This window comes from Lysinibacillus sp. NPDC059133 (assembly GCF_042755925.1).
Taxonomy (GTDB): domain Bacteria; phylum Bacillota; class Bacilli; order Bacillales_A; family Planococcaceae; genus Lysinibacillus.
In genome coordinates, this window is the sequence record NZ_JBHZDH010000015.1 from 1 (window position 1) to 24978 (window position 24978).

At 37.6% G+C, this 24978-nt stretch carries 18 protein-coding genes and 1 riboswitch; of the genes, 11 read left to right on the forward strand and 7 right to left on the reverse strand.

Annotation, left to right across the window (positions count from 1 at the left end):
• Positions 1-231 precede the first annotated feature (231 nt).
• On the reverse strand, positions 232-2010 hold the full coding sequence (gene thiC / locus ACFXN8_RS10295; RefSeq protein ID WP_376074343.1) for a phosphomethylpyrimidine synthase ThiC: 1779 nt from the start codon (positions 2008-2010) through the stop codon (positions 232-234).
• Positions 2011-2142: 132 nt separating this feature from the next.
• Positions 2143-2257, reverse strand: a riboswitch (TPP riboswitch).
• A gap of 52 nt (positions 2258-2309) precedes the next feature.
• Between thiC and ACFXN8_RS10300 the strand changes: the two genes are divergently transcribed.
• Entirely contained in the window at positions 2310-2570 is a 261-nt protein-coding gene (locus tag ACFXN8_RS10300; RefSeq protein ID WP_386844828.1) for a hypothetical protein, read from the forward strand.
• 102 nt (positions 2571-2672) lie between these two features.
• On the opposite strand, the gene ACFXN8_RS10305 is transcribed toward ACFXN8_RS10300, so the two are convergent.
• Positions 2673-3602 carry an AEC family transporter gene (locus tag ACFXN8_RS10305; protein ID WP_376074345.1) on the reverse strand — a complete coding sequence of 310 codons (930 nt, stop codon included), beginning with the start codon at positions 3600-3602 and terminating at the stop codon, positions 2673-2675.
• 391 nt (positions 3603-3993) lie between these two features.
• Here ACFXN8_RS10305 and ACFXN8_RS10310 point away from each other — a divergent pair, with 391 nt between their 5' ends.
• On the forward strand, positions 3994-5898 hold the full coding sequence (locus tag ACFXN8_RS10310; RefSeq protein WP_386844830.1) for an S-layer protein: 1905 nt from the start codon (positions 3994-3996) through the stop codon (positions 5896-5898).
• A 245-nt stretch (positions 5899-6143) separates the two neighbouring features.
• On the opposite strand, the gene hepT is transcribed toward ACFXN8_RS10310, so the two are convergent.
• Together hepT and mntA are read right to left on the reverse strand one after the other, a co-directional pair.
• Complete coding sequence (hepT, locus tag ACFXN8_RS10315; RefSeq protein ID WP_386844942.1) at positions 6144-6521, reverse strand: type VII toxin-antitoxin system HepT family RNase toxin; 378 nt, start codon at positions 6519-6521, stop codon at positions 6144-6146.
• Between the two features lie 214 nt (positions 6522-6735).
• A complete protein-coding gene (gene mntA / locus ACFXN8_RS10320; RefSeq protein WP_386844832.1) occupies positions 6736-7140 on the reverse strand; it encodes a type VII toxin-antitoxin system MntA family adenylyltransferase antitoxin in 405 nt (134 codons plus the stop codon).
• A 410-nt stretch (positions 7141-7550) separates the two neighbouring features.
• Here mntA and ACFXN8_RS10325 point away from each other — a divergent pair, with 410 nt between their 5' ends.
• The 4 genes from ACFXN8_RS10325 (at position 7551) to ACFXN8_RS10340 (ending at position 11607) form a co-directional block, all read left to right on the forward strand.
• Positions 7551-8849, forward strand: coding sequence for a hypothetical protein (locus ACFXN8_RS10325; RefSeq protein WP_386844833.1), 1299 nt, complete (start codon positions 7551-7553; stop codon positions 8847-8849).
• A 412-nt stretch (positions 8850-9261) separates the two neighbouring features.
• Positions 9262-9519 (forward strand): FeoA family protein, encoded by a 258-nt coding sequence (locus ACFXN8_RS10330; RefSeq protein WP_386844944.1) that lies wholly within the window; start codon positions 9262-9264, stop codon positions 9517-9519.
• Entirely contained in the window at positions 9516-10241 is a 726-nt protein-coding gene (locus ACFXN8_RS10335) for a FeoB small GTPase domain-containing protein (protein ID WP_386844835.1), read from the forward strand. Before ACFXN8_RS10330 ends, ACFXN8_RS10335 begins: the two co-directional genes overlap by 4 nt.
• Positions 10213-11607, forward strand: a complete 1395-nt coding sequence (locus ACFXN8_RS10340; protein ID WP_376074351.1) for a nucleoside recognition domain-containing protein — start codon at positions 10213-10215, stop codon at positions 11605-11607. The genes ACFXN8_RS10335 and ACFXN8_RS10340 overlap by 29 nt, the downstream gene beginning before the upstream one ends.
• A 57-nt stretch (positions 11608-11664) precedes the next feature.
• Here ACFXN8_RS10340 and ACFXN8_RS10345 read toward each other — a convergent pair whose 3' ends face one another.
• Positions 11665-12420 carry a DeoR/GlpR family DNA-binding transcription regulator gene (locus tag ACFXN8_RS10345; protein WP_386844838.1) on the reverse strand — a complete coding sequence of 252 codons (756 nt, stop codon included), beginning with the start codon at positions 12418-12420 and terminating at the stop codon, positions 11665-11667.
• Between the two features lie 420 nt (positions 12421-12840).
• Complete coding sequence (locus tag ACFXN8_RS10350) at positions 12841-14268, reverse strand: rhamnulokinase (protein ID WP_386844840.1); 1428 nt, start codon at positions 14266-14268, stop codon at positions 12841-12843.
• A 158-nt stretch (positions 14269-14426) separates the two neighbouring features.
• Between ACFXN8_RS10350 and ACFXN8_RS10355 the strand changes: the two genes are divergently transcribed.
• The 5 genes from ACFXN8_RS10355 to ACFXN8_RS10375 all read left to right on the forward strand — a co-directional run bounded on the left by ACFXN8_RS10355 (position 14427) and on the right by ACFXN8_RS10375 (position 20348).
• Positions 14427-15104 carry a class II aldolase/adducin family protein gene (locus tag ACFXN8_RS10355; RefSeq protein ID WP_386844842.1) on the forward strand — a complete coding sequence of 226 codons (678 nt, stop codon included), beginning with the start codon at positions 14427-14429 and terminating at the stop codon, positions 15102-15104.
• 197 nt (positions 15105-15301) lie between these two features.
• Entirely contained in the window at positions 15302-16741 is a 1440-nt protein-coding gene (aldA, locus tag ACFXN8_RS10360) for an aldehyde dehydrogenase (protein WP_386844844.1), read from the forward strand.
• Positions 16742-16799: 58 nt separating this feature from the next.
• Positions 16800-17876 carry an alcohol dehydrogenase catalytic domain-containing protein gene (locus ACFXN8_RS10365; RefSeq protein WP_386844846.1) on the forward strand — a complete coding sequence of 359 codons (1077 nt, stop codon included), beginning with the start codon at positions 16800-16802 and terminating at the stop codon, positions 17874-17876.
• Positions 17877-18219: 343 nt separating this feature from the next.
• Entirely contained in the window at positions 18220-19509 is a 1290-nt protein-coding gene (locus ACFXN8_RS10370; RefSeq protein ID WP_376074357.1) for an MFS transporter, read from the forward strand.
• Between the two features lie 59 nt (positions 19510-19568).
• On the forward strand, positions 19569-20348 hold the full coding sequence (locus ACFXN8_RS10375) for an SDR family NAD(P)-dependent oxidoreductase (protein ID WP_386844848.1): 780 nt from the start codon (positions 19569-19571) through the stop codon (positions 20346-20348).
• 66 nt (positions 20349-20414) lie between these two features.
• On the opposite strand, the gene ACFXN8_RS10380 is transcribed toward ACFXN8_RS10375, so the two are convergent.
• Entirely contained in the window at positions 20415-24824 is a 4410-nt protein-coding gene (locus ACFXN8_RS10380) for an S-layer homology domain-containing protein (protein WP_386844850.1), read from the reverse strand.
• Positions 24825-24978 lie beyond the last annotated feature (154 nt).

A 24978-nucleotide genomic window follows, 5' to 3' on the forward strand; every position in this document is an offset into this window, starting at 1 on the left:
GGAAATAAGTTAAAGCCTCCGGCGGATGTCACGGAATCGGAAAGGAGTTCTTTGTGCAAGCACAAAGCCGATTCCAGACACAATTATGCCGAGGCATAATTGATTTTTTTCCATTATTATTGATATCCAATCCAACTTTGTACTCCATGTGAAGGGCAACTTCACATGGATTTTTTTATCTTAATGACCAAAAAAGGCTTGTGTCTGGTAGACACAAGCCCGCTCTAATAATTATTGATAAATCTGACTGCCTGCCTTTTTAAATTCCTTCGCCTTCTCCTGCATACCTTGGTGAATCGCTTCAGTCGTATTTAAGTCTTTTTCTTTTGCATAAGTACGAATATCCTGTGAGATTCTCATACTACAAAACTTAGGTCCACACATTGAACAGAAGTGCGCAGTTTTTGCCCCTTCTGCAGGCAATGTTTCATCATGGTATTCGACTGCACGCTCTGGATCTAACGAAAGATTGAATTGATCGCGCCAGCGGAATTCAAATCGCGCCTTAGATAGTGCATCGTCACGCTTCTGTGCTCCCGGATGCCCTTTCGCTAAATCTGCAGCGTGTGCAGCAATTTTATACGTAATAACCCCTACGCGAACATCCTCACGATTGGGTAAGCCGAGATGCTCTTTAGGCGTCACATAACATAGCATTGCCGTACCATACCAACCGATCATCGCAGCACCGATGGCCGATGTAATATGGTCATAGCCAGGAGCAATATCTGTTGTCAGTGGCCCTAAAGTATAGAAAGGAGCTTCCTTACACACCTCTAACTGTTTGTCCATATTTTCTTTAATAAGATGCATCGGCACATGCCCTGGTCCTTCTACCATCACTTGTACATCATGCTCCCAGGCAATTTGCGTTAATTCCCCTAGCGTTTCCAGCTCCGCAAACTGAGCCTCATCATTTGCATCTGCAATAGAACCCGGACGTAAACCATCACCTAAAGAGAAAGCAACATCATAGGCTTTCATAATTTCACAGATTTCTTCAAAATGAGTATATAAGAAGCTCTCTTGATGGTGATATAAACACCACTGCGCCATAATCGAGCCTCCTCGAGACACTATGCCTGTTACACGATTAGCCGTTAATGGCACATAGCGTAGTAATACCCCTGCATGAATCGTGAAGTAATCAACACCTTGCTCTGCCTGTTCGATTAACGTATCACGATACACTTCCCACGTTAAATCCTCTGCCACACCATTTACTTTTTCTAGCGCTTGATAAATCGGCACCGTTCCTACTGGCACCGCGGCATTACGGATAATCCATTCACGTGTCGTATGAATATGCTTACCAGTAGATAAATCCATAATGTTATCAGCACCCCAGCGTGTAGCCCACGTCATTTTTTCTACCTCTTCTGCAATAGAGGATGACACCGCTGAATTGCCAATATTGGCGTTAATTTTTACGTGGAAGTTACGTCCAATAATCATCGGCTCTGCCTCAGGGTGATTAATATTAGATGGCAAAATAGCACGTCCTGCCGCGATCTCTGAGCGCACAAATTCTGGGTCCATATTTTCGCGTATCGCTACAAATTCCATTTCTGGAGTAATAATTCCCTTTCGTGCATAGTGAAGCTGTGTTACATTTTTACCTTTCTTCGCGCGTAAAGGCTTTCTAGATAATTCCGGAAAAACATTTTCATTCATTCGCGGATCATCAGCTTTACGGAATCCATTATCTTCTGGCTTGATAGTACGACCTTCGTATTCTTCAACGTCACCGCGTTCTTTGATCCATGCACTACATAAAGCTGGCAATCCTTTCGTAATATCCACCTTATACGCAGGATCAGTGTACGGGCCACTCGTATCATAAACACGTACTGGCGCGTTTTCTTCTTCACCAAAGCTTCCTGTCGTTGGACTTAGAGCAATCTCACGCATTGCCACTAAAATATCTGGTCGAGAACCTTCTACGTAAACTTTTTTACTTCCTTCAAAACTAGACATAATCGTAATATTCTTGTCGCTAACTTTTGTCATAAACTACTTCGCTCCCTTTTACATTTATACAAGGACCGAATCTAGCTCACCCCACAAAAACAAAAAGCCGAATCCAAAAAAAATTGGATCCGGCTAAGAATGTAAAGGTATATTATTGCAAATAACATAGAGTGCAATAATGGTTAACTTTCCCACGCTGGTATGAGCCAGATCAGGTCCAAAGGGTCAAGAAACCTCTAAGCGTTTCCCTCTCAGCCTGACTCATCAGACTCCCCTAGTTAGTACTTATTAAGTTTGATGCTAGTGTAGCAGATATTGCTAATAGATGGAAGCTTCATTTGATTATTTTTGGTACATTCATCAAGAATCAGCGTCAGATTAGACTTTGGAGCGTATGCGAAGCAGCTCATCGGACGACCCCAGAAGCTTTGCTCTGTGCGAAAGCGAAGCGTCAGCAACAAATGTTTTATCTGTGCAAAAGCGAAGCGGCAGCAACAAAGCGCACAGCCGGAACGGAATTCAACTTCACGTTATTCGATGCATTCATATACTTTGAAGATTTATCGGAACAAAATCTCATTTTATCGGAACAATTTTAACTTTTATCGGAATATTATCTTGTTTTATCGGAACAATTTTAACATTTATCAGAACAATTTCAGTTTTTATCAACTATGGGCAATCAAATGAGCTCCTAGCCGTTAGGTAAACAACAGTTCCGCTACATAAATGACAATCGTCACTGTAATACAGCTCACAATCGTTGAAAATAATACTGTTTGTGCAGCAGTTGCCGATTCTACGTCATATTCTAATGCCAGACTAGAGCTATTTCGCGAAGTCGGGAACGAACTAGCTATAAAAAGGGATTGTGCCACGACACCGTCAAGACCAAGCGCAAAAATGATAAGCAAAGCTACGGCTGGCCCTATGATTAGTCGTGTAAAACAGCTAATGTATACCATCTTATTGAACATGGATTTTATTTCAAGCTGTGATAGTTGTGCCCCTAAAGTTATTAATGCTACAGCGATAAAGCCATCTGCCACATGGTCTATCGGAATTTTTACGAACTGCGGAATAGGAATATTAAAATAATTCATAGTAACGCCAATAATAAGTGCATGAATAATAGGCATTTTGAGGAAGTCCTTCAAAATTGACATGCCTGATTTTGTTGAAGAAATTAAATTGTACAAGCCGTAAGTATACGTCGTCATATTTTGAAAAATAACGAGAATAACCTGAATCGCTACCCCAATTGGCTGGGTCACGAAAATCATTTGCGCAACTGGAATACCGTAGTTGCCTGAATTAATGAGGACAACGCTATTTTTAAACACCGCAGCCTCTGTTTTTACTAAACCGAGCCCCTTTGTTAGAAAGTGACTAAGCATCATTTGGCTTCCAATAAAGAGTAGAATAAAAAACGCAACTTCCCCAAGCACAGACAGCTCAATACTCGTTTCATATAAATTCACAAAAACAGCTGCTGGCATAAAGCAATATGTAATAAGTTGAGATAGCGCCTTTAAATTAAAACGAAATTTCCTTTGTAAAACTGCGCCAAGTACTAGAAGCACTAAAATCGGAGCTACAATTTGAAAGAAAATCATGCCGAGATACATCATAGCGATGTCCCCCTTTCCTCTCCTATAGTAGTGCTGTTTGTATGCTTGGTCAATGTACCTCACCGTTAACTCATCACTCATAATAAGGTATTTTTTCTGACCACACGAAACTCATTAGGTGTCTTTAATATCGTTAAAATTAAATAGTAAAGGTAATCCTTTTGAATATTGTGGAGCTTTAAATAAGGGTGATTTCCGTCCCAAGCCATCCAGTTTTGCACAAAAAATCTGCCACCCCGCTTTTAGATTTACTGAGATAATTTAGGTTTTTTTCATACCGAAAGAGGGACTATGACTTTATGTAATAAATAGTAAATTACAAACCAACGGTACTAAATAAGGTAAATATATGATATATTACCCAATAAATACAATGATCGGGGTGACTAAAATGAAGAATAAAGTATTAACTACTTTTATGGCTACTGCTATTACAGCAACCTTAGTGCTGCCAGTGTCAACTGCAAATGCCGCTTCTAATGATTCATCTTTAAACCACTCAATTCACATGGATGGGCAGGTAGCTGCAGCCAAAGCAAAGGGGCAAAGTGTGACCATTACCAATATTACTAATGATAAAGTACGTACATCCATTGGCCAATTTAACATTAGTAAGTCATTAAAGCCCCTCTTAAAAGCATCTAATAATGCTGCGTTGGCAAATGCTGAAGCTACTATAGTCGTAAAGAACGGGGAAATTACAAGTATTTCATCGCTAACACTAACTAAAGCTGGAACAAAAAATAAAGCGGTAGATTTTGATGGCGGTGATGCGCAAATTGATGGAAGCCTAACTGTAAATGCTGATTATGTAAAAGTTCAAAATGTCACTATTAAAGATGAGCTTATTGTCACTAATCGTGTGAAGAAGGCCATTACAATCGATGACGTTACTATTGGGGATACAATTACTTTTAGACCTTTATTGACTAAAAATAGTAATTGGTTAAATGCTTCTCTAAAAGATATTAAATCTCCAAACATTAACTTAAAGCGCACTAAAGTAAGTGTGACTTCTGACAAAACTATTTCGAAAGTTGAGGTAGTTGGTAAAGTTACTGCATTTGAAGTAACGGCCAATGTTGATAAACTTATTATCGATGTTGAGAAAGATTTCAGCCTTTACGGCAAAGGTAAAATTGAGCAAGTGGTTGTCAAGCATGGGGCAAAGGTGGCGTTAAATTCAGGGCACCTAATTAACAAAGTGCAGGTGGATGATAAAAAAGCCTCTGTGGCATTACCAGTTTTGAATAAAACGGAGCTAAGTAATTTAGTAGCTTCACCTCCGTACGTTACAATATCTGCTAATGGGTATGACGTTTCAACAACTGAGAAATGGACAACGCAGGCTGAACGTACAACATTCGAATCTGCCGTAAGTAGCGCAAGAGCAGTAGTTAATAATTCTTACGCTTCTCAGGAACAAGTAAACAATGCTATTACACAGTACAAAACTGCATTAAGCGTTTATCAAGCTGTGCAAAAATATGGAACAAAATATGTCTATGGTGATAAGTCTTCACTACAATCGCTAATCTATTCTGTTCAGTATGTAACGGTTTCTTGGAACAATGGTAATGATATAGCATCATATGTACCTTGGACGACTCAAAGTGAGAAGGACGCTCTATCCTCTATCGTTTCATCTGCTCAGTATGTTGTCAATAATAACTATGCAACACAGTCTGATATCACAAACGCTATTAACAATTTAAACTACGCTATCACCGTTTATAAGAATGCGCAAAAATATGGTACTTATCAAACGAATGCCGATCGATCTGCCCTTATATCACTTATTAACTCTGTTCAGTATGTAACCGTTTCTGTGAATGGCTCTGAATTATCCTCCAATGTAGTTTGGACGACGCAAAGTGAAAAAGATGCTCTAGTTTCTGCTGTTTCATATGCACAAGGTATTGCAAATAATGGCTCCTCGTCTCAGTCAGAGATTTCGTCTGCCTATAATTATTTATATAATGCCATTTCAACCTATAGGAGTAATTATAAATCCGGTGTGAATTCCTGGCATTACGTTGATAAATCTTGGCTAGCATCACTCATTAATTCTGTTCAGTACGTAAAAGTTTCTGCGAATGGAGATGGCTCTGATATCCCCTACTATGAACTATGGACAACAGAAAGAGAAAAACGTAGTCTAGAAAAAGCAGTTCAACACGCTCAATCCGTGGTCAATAACGTCTATGCTTCTGCGTACGACGTGACAGATGCTATTAACAAATTAAACAAGGCCATCGACATCTATAAAGATGCTCAACGTTCAGGTAAACAATAAAAATTGAAAAGGGCTCGGCACAAAGCCAAGTCCTTTTCAAACTCCAAAAAATCAATTATGCCTTGGGAATCGTGACGTCGGCTTCGATAACACCAGTTCTAAAAAAGCAAACAAGCGTCAGTCTCGTTAATACCGAGTAACGCCTAAAGCAATTGTTCGGTGATTAAGTCCGTCATTTCGGCGGTTCTATCCGTTTTACACTACATAACAACAGGCTAGAAAGTTTCTATAGCCTGTTGTTTCTTTTATAAAAGCAATATTGCCTCTGTATAGGTTTTAAAATCACTTAAATGATTCTCAATAATTGCTTGAAGTATATCTAAATCGATAGCTTGATAATCGTGCACAGCAATATTTCGGAACCCAACCATATTCATTATTGTTTTAGCCAATGCATGGTCAATAATTTCATTTTCCTCAAGATACTTGAATGCTTCGCGACTCGTTTTAGGCAAACCAAGCGTTAAATCACTAACAATATGCATTGCCAAATCAATACTAGCTTCACACGCACGTTGAATATTCAAAATGATACTATCCTGTTTCGTAATGTCTTGCAAATTCTCAAGATTATCACAATACACCTCGTAGACACGGTTCACACAGCGTTCGATTGTTGCAATTTTATTTAACTTCTTTCAGCGGGTGTCCAAACATCCGCTGAAAAAGGGGAACTCAGGCTAATACCTTCACATCCTGTGAAAACGCCTGAGTGACCAACATCGTGTTGGCCCAAAGCCTCCGGCGGATGTCACGGAATCAGAAAGGAGTTCTTTGTGCATGCACAAAGCCGATTCCGGACGCAATTATGCCGAGGCATAATTGATAACAACATCATTATTCACCATAGACATTACCCCTCTCTTCAATTGCTTTCAGAATTCCTGCACGTTGTTCATTTAATGTCACATACATTGATAGAGCTTTCATTCGTTCCTTCACAAAGGTGCTTTCATCTTGGCAATCAATGACTCTACCACTCGAAAAAATTTGTGCTGCAAACACTGTATCAATTGATTTCATATCAACTAAATCGACATCCACATTACAAGACTGTGCAATTTCTCCAGCTAACAGAAAACGTTCATAACCTGAGAGCGGTTTATCTGCAAAATATGCAATATCCAAATCACTATCTTCACGTGCCAAACCCTGCGCATAAGAACCAAAAACAATAACAAACGCTGGATTAACAGCCAAGGCTAGCTTTTCAACAACTACCTTCTGCCAGTTTTGTTGCAAATAAAACACCCCCGCTCTTTATTAGATTCATTAAAACAAACTCTCCCCTTCGTATAAGGTTTCTAACCGTCTGTTCCAGGAGTTTATCCATTAGTTGGTAGGTCCTATCCCTCTCTCTTAAAATAGCTACTTGCTTTCTATTCATATTTTTCATAAGTACATAAGACACAAAGTATTTAAAAAATATACAACCAATTTACCTATTCACTTAAAATATACATAAAAAAATCTCGGGATATGATAAAATTGGTTTACCAACATATATTAGGAAATTCCTGTCTAGACACGACTCTTTTCGGCAGGTAAATAATAAACCATTTCACAAGACAATCAAAGGTTTCACTTAGGGTAAAAGCCCTACATTTCACCCATCACACTTATCCAAAACCAAATAGGAGGTTTCCCGTATTATGAAAAACAAAAGAAAATTAGCCTTACTAGCCCTAGTTGCGGTCCCTTCACTAATCTATACTGCACCTACTACGTCAGCATCAGCTGCTAATATTACTGGCCATTCAAAAACTGCTTACATATACGATTATACTTATTACTACAACGCTAACGTTTCGAATGTTGTTCGACTTATTTCAAACATTAATGATACAACAGCTTCGTTCCAAACAAGTTTAGAAGCAGCCAATAAAGCCTACGATGAGTTAACTGAAACGGAAAAACAATATGTTACGAATTATTCTACGTTGTCAAATCATCGTCAGACAAAAGTTGCGTACCGTAAGCTTGCTGACCAAATTGAAGAGAAATTAGCTTCAGTGGAGTCAACTTCTGTTAATTACTACCAAAACGTTATGGAAACGAAGGATTGGTACAATACGTTAAATGCAGCCCAAAAGTCCTTTGTGAGTGCGGAATCACAAAAAATACTGACATCCTATATCACGCCTAATACATCTATCGATAAAGTGGTCAATAAAATTCAATTATTAAACTCTTCTCGCATTACCTTCCATCAAGATGTTGCTGATGCTAGAGCTGAGCTTAATGCACTTCGCAGATTTACATACGTCTATTTACCAGCTGGTATCGAAAAAATGTTATTAGATGCTGAACAGCTTGTTGCGAAGGATAAGGCGGCAGCTAAGGAAGTAGAAAACGCTATTGCAGCTTTATCGCCTAAAACGTCTACTGCTCTAGATGTACAGGCAGCGAAAACAGCCTTCGAGGCTTTAACACCCGTGCAGCAGCAGCTTGTACCAAACGTCTGGACTTTAGTAGATTTTGTTAATGGAAAATATGATTTACCTAAAGGGCACGGGTCAAAAAAGCCAATTTTATCGGATACAGCAGCCGTACCAGGTAAAACTACAGCTATGACTAAAAACAAAAATACCTATACAGCAAAAATAAACGTTGCCGACACGGAAAATACTAAAGATCGCTTCGTTTTAACAACGAAATCCAATATGACTGTTATTATTCCACCACTAGGAACTCTTCTTAATGAGGATACTGGTGTTATGGAAATTAACATTACAAAAAATTCGAATCGTATCACATTCCAGGTAACATTAAATAAAAAACCAGTTGAATTTGAGGCGAATATGGAGATCATTATCAATAATTTGTCACCGAATGCCTCCATCGTTCGTACCAATACCTTTGGCAAACCAGTACCAGCTGATTATACAGTAGAAGGAAATCGTCATTTCATTCAAACAAATACCTCTGCTTCATTCCAAATCCAAGACTGATCTCCAAATAAAGAAAAAATCATGACCCTCTGCCAATTAGCAGAGGGTTTTATGTTTTATTGCTCTGCTATTACTTCTTCAAGATCTCCTCTTATGTTAAAAATTACATAGGCACCTGTAACGAAAACCCACTTTCATTAATACATCATAATAAGGACCTTTTCATAGCATTACATCAAAAACTTTGCCCGCTTTGTATGCTAAACAACTCCCCTTTTTCAACATTTCTTTGTCCAACAAAAATGAGCCATTATTCCCTTCATTAGTACGCTCTTTTATCGCGTTATTTCATAAAATTTTCAGAAAATCATTGACAATTGTCATAAAACAGGGATAATCATTAATAAAGTTTCCTTAGAGAAACAATATGAAGTTCGGGAAATATTATTATAGAGAGGAACAAAAAATTCATATGGAAAAAACATCATTGAAACCACTTTCTGAATGCTCGTTTGGAGATTGCTTTTTAATAAAAGAAATAAACATTAAGGGTCCTTTAAGAAGAAGATTATTGGATTTAGGCTTTGTAAAAGGCGCAGAAATCTCTGTTCTTCGTAAAAGCCCATTAGGAGACCCCGTTGCTTATCGCGTAAGCAATACGACGATTGCGTTACGGAATGATGAGAGCTCTATGATTCTCGGCAAAATTGTTAGGGGGAATACAAAATGAGAGTAAATAGAATAGCTTTAGCAGGTAACCCAAATACCGGTAAAAGTACATTGTTTAATACATTAACAGGATTGAAGCAACATACTGGGAACTGGCCAGGGAAAACGGTTGTTCATGCAGAAGGATCTTTTGAACACAAAGGAGAGCAATATGTACTCGTGGATTTACCCGGGACCTATTCTCTATTTTCCAATTCAGCAGATGAAGAAGTTGCAAGAGACCATATTGTTTTTGACCAACCGGATGCAACGATTGTTGTGCTTGATGCAACATCATTAGAAAGAAATTTAAATCTTGCGCTCCAAGTTTTAGAAATGACTGATAATGCCATCATTTGTATCAATTTAATTGATGAAGCGGAGAAAAAAGGTATCCGAATTGATGAAAAGAGATTAGCTCGTGAACTAGGAGTCCCAGTTGTAAAAATATCGGCAAGAAATAAAAAAGGTATTAATCAGTTGTTGGATACATTAAGTCAACTGGTGAATGGGACAATTGTGACAACTCCGTATCGCATGAAATATTCGAAAGAAATAGAGGAAGCCATTACAAAGATAGAATCGAAATTAGAAGGTTATTTTGATGAAAAATATCCATCGAGATGGGTTGCCCTTCGCTTACTTGATGGTGATGAGGAATTGATCTTAAAACTGCAAAATCATAAGAATAATAAACAGCACGAGGTGAGAACGAATGGAGTCCCAGTCAGTGTTAAATCATAATTCACTTAAGGGCATTTTAGCTGAAGTGAACGAGGTTTCGAATGAGGATATTCGAGATGAAATCGTTAGTGATATTTATACTAAAAGCAAATCTTTATGTAAAAAAGTAGTATCGCAGCAACCTGCAATGTACAGATCTGATAAATTAGATGAAATTTTCACATCCCGCATTTGGGGATTCCCTATTATGCTTATCTTGCTTGGGACTGTCTTTTACATTACTATTGCTGGCGCAAACGTACCATCTGATATGTTAGCTAACTTATTTGGCTATCTAGAGGGGAAGCTAACCATTCTTTTTGAAGCAATGCACGCACCAGAATGGCTACACGGTATTTTAATACTCGGGCTATTTAGAGGTACCGGCTGGGTTATTAGTGTTATGCTACCGCCAATGGCTATATTCTTCCCTATGTTCGCTCTATTAGAAAACTACGGTTACCTACCGCGAGTAGCATTTAATATGGACCGTTTATTTAAACGAGCTGGTGGACACGGGAAGCAGTCATTAACAATGGCAATGGGCTTTGGCTGTAATGCGGCTGCTATTCTGTCAACGAGAATTATAGAATCTCCTCGTGAACGAATGTTAGCCATTTTAACGAACAATTTTGTTCCTTGTAACGGGAGATGGCCAACACTTATTTTATTAGCATCCTTATTTATGGTAACTGGTTTTTCAGGTGCAACAAGTACACTTGTAACATCGGCCATTTTAATAGGATTTGTTATGTTGGGCGTCGTTGTAACATTATCTGTTTCATGGGTCCTTTCTAAAACAGCTTTAAAAGGTGTACCAACCCATTACACATTAGAGCTTCCACCATTCCGAAAACCAAAGTTCTGGGATACAATTTTAAGAGCAAGTATTGATAAAGCATGGAATGTATTAAAAAGAGCGGTTATCGTTGCAGCGCCTGCCTCTATTTTGACTTGGGTATTCGCCAATATTTACGTTGGTGATACGAGTATTCTAATGCATTTTGTTAACTTTTTAGAGCCGTTTGGTCACGCTCTTGGTATGGATGGCTTTATAATGGCTGCATTTATTCTTGGGCTCCCAGCCAATGAAATTGTTATCCCTATCCTAATTATGGCGTATTTATCGCAAGGAGCTATGCTAGAAATTGAGGATTTATCGAAGCTAAAACAAGTGTTTATCGACCAAGGCTGGACTTGGCTCACAGCTTTAAATATGATGTTATTCTCACTGCTACACTTCCCTTGCGGAACGACTTTAGTCAATATTTATAAAGAAACAAAAAGTCCAAAATGGACATTTATGTCATTTTTAATTCCAACGGTTATTGCTATTGGCGTAACCTGGTTGACGGCGACAGTTGCTCGAGCGTTTGGTTGGGTGTAATGATGGGAGGGGCTGCTTAAAAGCCCCTCTTTTTTATTCTTGAATACACTAAGGTATTCAATATATTAGCTGGACATTATCTGTTTTTAGTCTCTCTATCCATTCCGCGGATGGTTTTTTGTCTGTTACAAGAACATCGATATCACTAAGATCAAATAGTTTTAAAAATGCTGCTTTATCAAATTTAGTGTGATCTACTAGTAAAAGATTGACCTTAGAATTTTTAAGCATAAATTTTTTTAATTCCGCTTCAGGCTCATTAGATTCTGTAATACCATGTTCCAGCGATATCCCCTTACAGCTAAATACATGGATATCTGCAAAATATCTATTAACGGTAGCTTCTGCAGCAGGGCCTACTAAGGAAAGTGATTTTTTTCGTAACTCTCCCCCTGTTGAAATAATTTGAAAGTGTGAATCGCTAAACTCATTTAATATTTTTATGGAATTAGTAATTAACGTTAAATCTTGTTTGTCATATAATGCTTTGACCAATTCTAACGCTGTTGAGCTAGGGTCAACCATTAATTTATCTCCATCTTTAATCAGATGATGTATTTTCGAAACTATTGATTTTTTTAAATCTATATTAAGAGAAGTCCTTGTATTAAAAGGTAAATCCTCTGAGCCGTTTCGGTTTATTACTGCCCCTCCGTAAGTTCTTGATACAATTCCCTTTTTATCTAATTTTTCAAGATCTCTTCGAATGGTTTCCTCTGTGACTGAAAATTTTTGGCTTAGTTCAGAGACATAAACTTTCTTTTCAATTTGGATTAAATCTATTATTTTTTGCAATCGTTCTTTTGGTAACATAATAAATCCCCATTTTTTCTTTTTATTTTTCCCTTCAAAAGTCGAAACTATAATTTCCAAGCAAGAGCGAAGGAAATATGCTCGTTTTGATATGATTATTTCACTAGTACATCTGATAATTTTCGCTTTGTTTAAATTGTACTTGGGAAAGAAGACAATTACAAAAATTAGTAACAATACTCGATTAGACAAGTGAAGAAGACAAAGCGAAAACTCCATATCGTATCATTACCTAGGTAACAATAACGATACGTGAATTTTCGCTTTTTCATAGTGTATTCTTCTATTTAAACTATTCAACTTCCATTCTTCCGTAAATATTTTTGTGAGAGAAAGTGTCTCTCTATACTAAGCAGAGCAGAGGGACGTTAATTGATTTAGTGGTACGTATGCTAAGAACGCAATGACTAATTACTACCTTCAAGATTGTGGTTCATATACCTTTAAGGAAACAGACCTTTTTATGATCTGTCTTATTTCTGAAAGAGTTGAGACCTCTCCTAAAGCAAATAGTTGAATCATAATATTTCCTAGAACACTAGATTCAACGGGACCAGCTATCACTTTCTTGTTTGTTACATTGGCAGTCATTTGGCATAATAATTCGTCTTGAATACCGCCTCCAACCATATGAATCTGCTTTATCTTTTTACCAGTAGTATTCTCAAGGTTAAGTAATTGATTTTTAAATTCTTGTGTTAATCCGTTATAGATAGCAATTGCCCACTCACCCAGATTATCGGGTTTGCCTTGTTTTGTAGAAATGCAATAGGCATTAATAGCTTCCATAACATTATCCGGCGATAAAAATAAAGAGTGATTTGGATTAATAGAAAAGCTTTTATTCGATAATTTCGCAGCGTTAATAATATCAACAAAATCTATTTTTTTTGTAAATATTTCATTATAGTGTTTTTTTAATTGTTGCAATAAAAACATACCATTAATATTTTTAAGAAATCTGATTGTATTTAATACCCCACCCTCATTGCTGAAAGACTCTTTCAAAGATTGTTCATTAACTATAGGATTTTGAATTTCAAGTCCTAACAAAGACCAAGATCCACAAATTAAATAGGCGCTATCTTCATGTTCTAAAGGTATTCCAGCAACAGCACTAGCAGTATCATGACTTCCTACTGAAATAACTGGAACTGGATTACTCATACCGATTTTTCTCCTATGTTTTTTATCTAACATTCCATAAATCTCGCCAGGGAAAATGATTTCCTGAAAAAGGCGTTCAGGAAATCCTAATCGCTTAATGATGTCAAAGTCCCATTGCTTGCCCTCTACATTCAATAGTTGACTAGTTGATGCAATTGTATATTCCGTCTTTTTGTTTCCTGTTAAAAAATGATTAAATAAATCAGGCATAAACAATAAGTGTTCAGCCTGTTGATTTAGTTCTGGGTTATTTTGGAATTCAACGAATAATTGATAAACTGTATTAAAGGGTAAAAATTGTATGCCCGTTTTAGAATAGAATTCTTCAAATTGAATTGGTGATTTTGAAGAAACACCTTCTGTCCTAGTATCCCGATAATGGAATGGCCAGTGAATAGGGTTTCCTTCTTTATCTAAAAGACAGTAATCAACTCCCCAAGTATCAATTCCGATACTATCAAACTCCAACCTATCCTTTGAAGCTACTTCTAATCCACTTAGTATGTGTTTATACAAAAGTTCAAGATTCCAATGTAAATGATTTTTTATTGTAACTGGTTCATTTTCAAAACGATAAATCTCTTCTAAGATGATCTTTTCTCCATCGTAAACCCCCGCTATTAGTCTTCCGCTAGATGCGCCAAAATCAAAAGCTAAACATTTTCTGTATTTAGTCATCATAATCTCACCATCCCTATTTCATTTTACTCCACTCCCTATCTTCAAAACAACACAAACAGACTTAAATAAAGAATTATATTTTTGTTTATGTTGACAAAGAAGAATTAAAAACATAGAATCTAATCTAAGATTTAGAAATTAGTAAGGAGAGGTTTTTAATGAATGTTTCAGAACAAGTATTGAAAGAGCAAATATGCGACTTAGGAAAAAGAATGTATATGAAAGACATGGGGGCTGCAAATGATGGAAACATTTCTGTTAAAATTTCAGAAAATTCTTTCTTATGTACCCCAACAGGAGTTTCTAAAGGGTTTATGACCCCAGATATGATATGCAAGATTAATAGTAAAGGAGAGATAATTGAGGACAATCTATTAAACACAAAGCCATCCTCAGAAATTAAGATGCATTTACGTGTTTATGAGGAACGTTCCGACGTAACAGCAGTTGTGCACGCTCATCCCTTATATGCCACAGCCTTCGCTATTTGTGGTATACCGCTTAATAAACAAATAATGCCTGAATCGACTATTTTTTTAGGAGAAGTTCCTATAGCAGAATATGGGACTCCCTCCACAGAAGAGTTACCTAATTCAATCGTTCCTTACCTTCAAAATCATGATGCCATTTTATTAGCCAATCATGGTGCACTAACTTGTGGGATCGACTTAATGAGTGCTTATTTCAAAATGGAGTCCATGGAATTTTATGCGAAGCTTCTTTATCTAACTTCAGCAATCGGAGAACCAAAGGAGTTAACAAAAGAACAGGTAACAACATTGGTTCAATTACGTGAGGAAAAATTCAAAGTTCCTGGTCGTTTTCCTAATCTCTAGGGGTACACAAATAACTAGTTTTTTATTTATCAATTAGGCCTCAGCATAATTGCGTCCGGAATCGGCTTTGTGCTAGCACAAAGAACTCCTTTCCGATTTCTGTGACATCCGCCGGAGGCTTTAATTTATTTCAGCGGATGTTTGGACACCCGCTGAAATAAATTAAAAAATACATTTTGCGAGGAGATGTAAAGATTATGAGAAAATATCAAATGTACATTAATGGGCGATTTGTTAGTTCTAGCTCAGGTGAGCAAACACAAGTCATTAATCCAGCAACGGAAGAAATTATTTCAGAGGTTCCTAAAGGGACTGTGGAAGATGTACGACTAGCTATTGATTCCGCTGAGAAAGCACAAAAGGCTTGGGCCAAGCTTCCGTCTATTGAGAGAGGACGATACTTGCAAACAATTTCTAAAGAAATACGTAAAAATGCTCCAATTTTAGCACGCGCAATATCAGAGGAGATGGGAAAGACTCTTTCCCTTGCTGAAACAGAGGTTAACTTTACTGCAGATTATATAGATTATATGGCAGGCTGGGCAAGACGCTATGAAGGAGAAATCGTACAAAGTGATCGACCAAATGAGCAAATCTTTATTCATAAAGAACCGATTGGCGTTATAGCTGGTATTTTACCATGGAATTTCCCATTTTTCTTAATTGCTCGTAAAGCAGCACCTGCTTTAATCACAGGTAATACCATTGTTCTAAAGCCAAGTGATTTATCCCCTAATAATGCGTTAGAGTTTGCAAAGATCATTGATAAAGTAGGCTTACCTAAAGGAGTTATCAATATCGTAACAGGTAGCGGAACGACCCTTGGACAAGAGTTGGCTGGCAATTCAAAGGTAGGAATGGTCAGTTTAACAGGAAGCTATAATGCTGGTGCTGCTGTTATGCGGGCAGCGGCAGAAAATATTACAAAAGTATCTTTGGAATTGGGAGGAAAAGCACCTGCTATCGTTATGGATGATGCAGATATAGATTTAGCAGTACGTTCGATTGTCGCTTCTCGTGTCATTAATACGGGACAAGTATGTAACTGCACAGAACGTGTTTATGTTCATAAAAACATTGCAGACGAATTTATTAAAAAAATAACAAAGGCAATGTCCGAGGTAACATATGGAGATCCATTAATGAATAAAGAGATTGATATGGGACCTCTTTCTAGTAAAGAGGCACTTGAATCGGTAGAGAAAATGGTACAGGAAGCAGTTGCTAATGGGGCTACGCTCTTAACAGGTGGTAAGCGCTCTTCACAAGACAAGGGTTATTTTTATGAACCAACCGTACTTGTAAATGTAAATAATGAAATGGAAATTATGCGCCAAGAAATTTTCGGCCCTGTACTTCCGATTGCTACTTTCAATGACTTAGATGAAGCACTTGAACTAGCTAATGATTGTGAGTATGGCCTAACATCCTCTATTTTCACTCAAAATATAGATGTGACAATGCGTGCAAGTAAAGAATTAGAGTTTGGGGAAACATATGTTAATCGTGAAAACTTTGAAGCTATACAAGGTTTCCATGCAGGATGGAAAAAGTCAGGTATCGGTGGTGCCGATGGAAGACATGGCCTAGAAGAATATTTGCAAACCCATGTTGTCTATCTTCAAAGTAATCTTTAAATATAACAATAGATACTCAATTTTCAGAAAATACAGATAACTAACAAGGAGGATACTCATGTCAAATGTAGCTAGTAAAATGAAAGCGGTTGTATGCCATGGCCCCGGTGAATATTTACTTGAATCTGTGGATGTCCCTTCTCCAGAAGCAGGTGAAGTCCTGATTAAGGTAGAGGCCTGTGGCATTTGTGCAGGTGATGTAAAAGCTTGGGATGGAGCACCAATGTTTTGGGGCGGAGAGGATGGTCAGCCTAGTTATGTAAAAACTCCAGTCATCCCGGGACATGAATTTGTAGGAACTGTTATCAAAGTGGGCAATGGCGTGACAGAGTTTTCTGTTGGAGATCGCCTTATTTCAGAACAAATTGTACCTTGTAATACTTGTCGATATTGTAAGCGCGGTCAATACTGGATGTGTGAAAAGCATGATATATACGGCTTTCAGTACAATGTGAACGGTGGAATGGCCGAATATATGAAGTTTCCAGTAAACGCTATTAACCATAAAGTACCTCATGATTTACCTATTGAAAAAGCTATTCTAATTGAACCTTATGCTTGTTCTATGCATGCAGTAAATCGAGCTAATATTCAAATAGGAGATTTTGTTGTCATCTCAGGTGCTGGAACGCTTGGACTAGGAATGGTAGCAGCTGCGAAACTACGAAGTCCTGGTACATTAGTAGTTTTAGATATACGAGACGATCGATTGGAACTTGCCAAACAATTTGGAGCAGATATTGTTCTCAACCCTTCAAAGGTCGATGTAGTGGAGGAAATTAAAAATATGACAGAGGGTTATGGATGTGATGTTTATATAGAAGCAACTGGTGCACCCACTAGTGTTATTCAGGGCTTACATGCCATCCGGAAGCTTGGGCGCTTTGTGGAGTTTAGTGTGTTTTCAAGTCCAGTAACTGTCGATTGGAGTATTATCGGTGATCGTAAAGAGCTTGATATTTTAGGTGCGCACTTAGGACCTTACTGTTATCCAAATGTTATTAATGGAATCGCATCTGGTGCCCTCCCTACTGAAGGGGTAGTTACTCATAAACTCCCTCTAGAAGAGTTTCAGAAGGGTTTTGAAATGGTAAAAAGCGGAGCCGGCTCTTTAAAAGTTATTTTAATACCATAGATCAAAATTGGGTTCCTAGAAAAAACATTACACTCAAAGGTTAGGAACCCTTGTCATTCTCGCATAGTTTTGTAGCGGAGCGACTACCATCGAATACTCCCCTCTTACAGGGGCGAGATAAATACGATTGTAGAAGCCTTTATTGTAAGCAGACGGTAACTAAATTAAAGGTATTAAACTAAAGCGCCACTTCAAATGGTCACGCGGCAATTAATCTGTCTGAAGTCCAATCGACTTAAAACAATAGCAAGCTCCCCTGCCCCCTGCAGGTTTATGGCACAGTTCAAAACCGTGAGACACTAATCAAGGCGTAATGATAAAAAGGATTAAGGAGGGAAACATTATGAATCGTAGCTTAACTGCATCTCCATCAAAGAAGCAAGTCTTTGGTTTACCAATAGCATTAATTTGGGGATATATTGCTATTGCTTTCTTTATGACAGGAGACGGAATTGAACAAGCATTTTTATCAAAGTATATAGTTGATTTAGGGTTTTCTACACAGCAGGCCTCATTAGTCTTTACAGTATATGGACTCACTGTTGCCATAGCTTCTTGGCTTTCAGGAGTATTGGCAGAAATAACTGGGCCACGTCGTACTATGATCATCGGTTTTGTACTTTGGATTATTTTCCATATTGGCTTTTTAACATTAGGCCTTGAACCAAAAAACTATGCTATGATGCTTATCATGTATGGGATTCGAGGGATTGCCTATCCGATGTTTATTTACGGCTTTGTAGTTTGGATTGCATATGCTGCTCCAAAACAAAGATTAGCTTCTGCAATGGGTTGGTTTTGGTGCATGTATTCAGTGGGAGTAGGAGTCTTTGGTACATACCTGCCAAGCTTTTCAATTCCTGCAATCGGATTTATGGGTACATTATGGTCGGCAATTCTCTTTATTGCCATCGGCGGCTTGATGGCGATGTTTTTAATAAAGGATGACTTCAATAGTTATAAAGAAAATACGACAAATGAAGGACCACTGCAAGAATTACTAAGAGGGATTACAATCGCGAAAAACCCTCAAATCGTTATCGCTTCAGCTGTACGTATTATTAACCAAATCTCGCTCTTTGGTTTTGTCGTTATACTACCGATTGTTTTTACAGAGCAAATCGGATTTACGATGTCCGAATGGCTACGTATTTGGGGAGCTGTCTATGCAACAACTATTTTCACGAACCTAATGTGGGGTATTCTTGGAGATAAACTTGGATGGGTTAGACAGGTAAGATGGTTTGGTTGTATAGGTATGGCCATCGCTACATTAATTTTTTACTATTTACCGATATCCTTTGGACCAAATATTTGGGTTGGATTATTTGTAGCTGTATTCTTTGGATTTGCCATTGCTGCGTTCGTACCAATGTCGGCTATTTTCCCAACACTGGAACCATCTCATAAAGGTGCAGCAGTGTCCATGCATAATTTATCAGCAGGTTTAAGTAACTTTGTTGGACCAGCAATTGTAACAGCCATTGTGCCGATCGCTGGTGTTGAAGGGGCTATATGGACACTTACTATATTATATATAGTTGGCTTTATACTGACATTCTTTATGAAAGTCGATCAAAACATCAGTAAACCAGCTACAGATGACAATCAATCAATCGAAATTGCACATTAAATTTAGATGTATCCCTATTAATGAAAGCGGTAACATCAAATAAAAGGAAGTGTAAATATATGAGTATTTTAAATAGATTTAGTCTTAAAGATACGGTGTCTATTGTAACTGGAGGAGCAATGGGATTAGGAAAAGCAATGGCACTTGCTTTAGCACAAGCTGGTTCTCATATTGTCATAGCCGATGTAAATCTAGAGGAAGCCCAGAAAACAGCTAATCAATTCAAGCGTGATGAAGGAATAGACACTCTTGCGATCAAAATGGATGTAACCAATGAACAACAAGTCAATGATATGGTAACCAAGGTGTTGAAGCATTTCGGTAAAATAGATGTTTTATTTAATAACGCTGGCATCACAATTCATGAAAAAGCCGAAGAGATGTCATTTGAAAATTGGAATAAAGTCATCAATATCAATTTAAATGGAGTTTTTCTAGTATCAAAAGCTGTTGGCAAAGTAATGATTGACCAAAAACGAGGATCTATCGTGAATATCTCCTCTATGTCTGGCGTCATTGCTAATACTCCACAATGCCAATCTTCTTATAACGCATCAAAAGCCGGCGTGATTATGCTTACGAAGAGTTTAGCAATGGAATGGGCAAAGCATAATATCAAAGTGAATACAATTGCTCCAGGATACATGAAAACAGAGCTGACAAAGCCGTATTTTGAACAAGGTGGAGACATGATTGATACTTGGATGAGCCTTACCCCTATGGGCAGACCCGGAACACCGGATGAACTAGGTGGTATTGCGTTATACCTAGCTTCGGAGGCTTCGTCTTTTGTTACAGGAGGCGTGTTTACTGTGGATGGTGGGTATACTGCTTTGTAGTTGTTAATATTTGATGAAAAAAAGCTAGAGAATTCAACATAAGAATTCTCTAGCTTTGCTTCTTTTTTATGGTTTAGGTGAATACTGAATTTCCACATATTGTTGTGGGGTATGGCCTGTACCATTTGTCTCTTTTTGATAAGCCCAAACAATATTTCCATATTGATCTTTTGTGAATAAGAATACTCTTTGACCCGTTTTAAACACATTCTTAATCCCTGGATCAGTAGATGGATTAGCTACAAGAGGTAAAATTGCACTTCCATCTGCTGCTTTTTTTACTGATCCTTTACCAAATGATAATATTCCATTATCGGCTGGTTTATTATTTTTAACACTATCTAATATTAATTGTGGGTCTAATGTTGTTTTATTCGCAGCAGTAACCGCATAGAAGTATTCTTGGTTTAATTCAAGCAGTGTCAGAATGTTTACAGAAACATCCATTGTTGTTGAATTATATTCTGCTGGTACGCCGCCAATATTTCCTGTTAAGTTAGCATAACTCATCGTGTTATATGCATCTTTACCTTGATATACATACTTACCGAAGTCAGCTATATCAAACTTATTACCCTTATTATCTGAAATAATGTAGTCACGTGCTTCATCTTTCATCTTAACGGTAAATGTTCTATTCGCTGTACCTGAGGCAGTTGGTTTAATAATTAACTGACTTTCCTCTGTTGTTGCTGTACCCTGTGTATACTTAACAAATTGATATTGTGAGGTAATATCTTTGTTATCTTCGTCTGTAATTGTTAATAAACTTAGATCTTTAATTGAAGAATCGCCATTTTCATCACGCATGATGGCTTCACTGAATGTAATCGTAAACGTATCATCTGGATTACGATATACAATATTACGTTTCTTTTCTTTATCAACTGTCATTTCGAAACGTGGTGGTGTGCCATCGGAATAGAAGTCTTGTTTCATCCAACCAGCATTTGTTTCATCGTGATTGTCTCCGTCTTCATTGGCTTTATACACAGTAAAGTTACCATACGTATCCTGTGCACCTAAATAAACAACATATTCGGTATGTGGTGTTAAAGTAACTCCTGGCATATCTAAAGTTCCCGACGCACCTTTTCCACTTTTTGTGACTGAAGGACTTGATTTAAGTTTGTCTTCTAATGTTTTTCTTTCTGCTGCCGTGTTAATAGTTAGCTTTGCATCTGGATTATCTGTTCCATCCGCGTTTTTCTTTGGTACGAACCAGTAATGAAGCTTTGTTGTCTCATCTGTACTGAAACTTACAGTGGCTTTCGTATCATCATAACCTTTAGTAGTACCAGACTTCACTGCTATCTCGGTAACTAACGGTGCTCTTGAGTCCCCAAATATTTCTTTAGAAGTTATTTTAGAAAGTTCGCCGCCACGGTCTTTTAATATCATATGAACCGAATAGCTTATAAATGGATTTAGTTTATCTTTATCAATAACAATCGGGAATTTCTTTGTATCAGCTTCTAAGTCGGCTGGACCAGAGCCAATTTCAATATAAATATCTTTTCCACCTATTTGGAAGTACCCTGATTTTAATGATGATTCATTCGCAAATTCATTATAGAAATCTCTCTCCGTGATACCTTTATCTTTTAAATATTGCTCAAATGTTTTTGTTTCTCCATTGTCTTCGACTGTATCAGGTAACACCATGTAATAGTACGTCCCTGCTTTATTTGGCTTAAATTCTACCTCAGCTCGTTTATATTTTTCATCTTGATCTGGCTTCCCAATAACGTTTAATTCTAGAATCTTTGGTGGAACATAATTTTCATGCACATATTCTGCAAAGTTCCGAACAGTTTTACCAGGTTCAACAGTATTGGCATTTTCAAATTCATTGTCTGCTAAATCCTTAACACCAGGTAATACTGTTACACGTAATGTATCTCCATAGACAAAGCCGGTTTCAGATGGAATGGTTAATAAAACTTTTTTATCGCCTTCCTTATACTCTACAGCGGAAGGTTTAATTTTTTTCTGTCCTGTCGTATTGACGATAACTGTTCCTGATAAATCGTAGTTATTTACATCTCGAGCGCTTTCAGGGTCTAATGCTTCATTTAAATAAATGTAGAATTGATTTTCCTTTCCAGCGGCAGGTTCAAGCTTCGTCTTCTCAACGTATGGATTGATATTATCAAGTTCTCCCGTTGTAAATTCCTTCACTGCAGCAGGATCTACTGAATAGTTACCTGAATCATCCTTCATCACTACATAAAGTTGGTAGTCCGTTTTAGCATCTAAGCCTGTTAGAATTTCAGTAATTGCAAGTTTCCCTGCAACTGCCTTGCCCTTACCTGTTGGTTTAGCAACAATATCTGCAGTTGTTGGATCAGCTGCTGACGTCTTTTTACGTACGTAGTAGTAATAGTCTCCTGGTTCACTCGCTGTAAATTTAAACTCTGCACGTTTACCACCATGTAGAGGTGTTACTGTTAAAGATTTAACAACTGGTGGTGTTCCATCTTTCATTTGGAATGATTGCGATTTAATATCCGAAACATTTTTCGCTCCATCAACGACCATCACATAAACAACATATTCTTTTTTCTCACCTAAATTAGAGATTTTAATAGTGTTTTTGCCATTCACTGCTGCGCTTGTTCCATGTGCTGCATTGTCAGTAGAAATGCGATTCACCATTTCTTTTTTCGTTGGTGCATCGGCGCCTTTTTCACGAACAATATAGTAGTAGGTTCCAACTTTTTCTGAAGTGAAGTCTACCTGAACATCACTACCATTTAAAACTGTTACATTCGTAATGTCGATTAACGGTTTTGTTTTATCAGCTGGATCCTGTTTATCAATATCGTCTTTATCGACTGGTTTACCGTCTTCATCTACAATATTGCCGATATTATCTTTATCCTCTAAGAAGTCGTCGAAGATATTATTCGGTCCCTCGCCCTTCGGTATAATCACTTTGTCAATATACGTGTAATCTCCAATATCAACCCAACCGTATACATTATCAACATACAGAACACCTACACGACCATCTAGATATAGCTCTAAATCTGTGTAGCTATTGTAGTTAATCCAGTCGATGTTGCCATCTCCGTAAATTGTCAGCTTCGTTTCTGTATCAAGGTTTAGTGTGCCGATATTTCCTTGAATCTCAAATTCACGAACAGTCCCGATGATGTCTACACGTGGTAGCTTCATATTTGTTTCAATTTTCGTACCGCTTTGAGAGACAACTAGGCGTGATACAGTGCTGTTATAAAATTCAATATGTTTTTCAACATTTTTCATCGTCACTTTATCTTTAGACCAGTTCTCAAATGGCTTGTTTTTATCAGGATTTTTGTCGGAATTCTGATCTGTCCAATCTTGAAGATCTTTTGCTGGACCATTATTGGATGAGGACGAGCCTTCATCATTTGGATTATCTGGATTCGACCAGTTGATAAATGCAGTATTGGTGCTTGCTATACGGCCAAGAGATAATGGCTTATAGTAGGAAACGCCTAATTGTAAAGGTGGACGGACCGTTTCGTTGACAAGCATAGTGCCAGTCAGTGTAACATTTGAGAATTCAATATAGTTCCCATTAACAACGATTGTCCCACCAAAGGACCCATGATTGCCATCAAATTCTAGAAATCTTGAGCTTGTCCCACTTGCATTCAATGTAAGCTTTGATACAGAGCGAAGAGTTTTGCCTGAAAAATCCCCTTCAATAAGCGCACCTTTTAATACCGGTGCATTATCTTCGTTAAAAATATGCGAGAGACTTTTTGGTACCGAGTATGGATCGCCATTTATGTAGACAGTATTGTCTTCAACATCTGTAATTTTGAAAGATGTGGCATTGCCTTTTTTCTCTTGTGAACGCACAATAAAGGATGCAAATTGTCCACGTGTAACCGCATTATGTGGTGAGAAAGTGACAGGCGTTGTCCCTTCCGTAATCTTCAAATCTACTAAACTTTGGATATAAATGGCGTTGCTTGTTTGGCTAGTTACATCTTTGAAACTATTGTTGTAATTAGTGGCTACCTCAAATTTAAAGCCAAGCACTAAAATTTTCGCTAATTGCCCACGTGTCATCACTTCATTCGGCATAAATGTTCCGTTTGAATAGCCAGACATGATTCCTGCATTTTGTAAGGCAGCTATATACTTGTAATATTCACTATTTTTTGGAACGTCTTTTAAATATGGATCTTGTACATTTTTCAAATCTAATTTTAAAACAGTTGCCAGCATTTTTGCCGCCTGACCACGTGTTACACTTTGATTTGGTCGAAAAGTTTTGTCTGCATACCCATCAATCGCACCTTGAGTGTATAATTTTAAAATATCGTCATAATGACTTGAATATGGGTCAACATCCGTAAATGGTGAAGAAGCCGCAGCTGCCTTTTGTGGTGGTGGCACTACAACAGCAATCCCACTAGTAGCAAATACAGTTGCTATAAGTGCTTTGTTCACTTTTTGGATTTTTGTTTTATCCATCCCATTCTTCCTTTCATCTATGTATTTGATACGTTCAAAATATCATTTTCATCATACCCTTTATATCGACAGGTAGATAGTGAACCTTCATAGATAAACCTAAATTAACGGAAGATAATCGTTGGAAAAATTCAGCAATAACATAAAAAAGTTC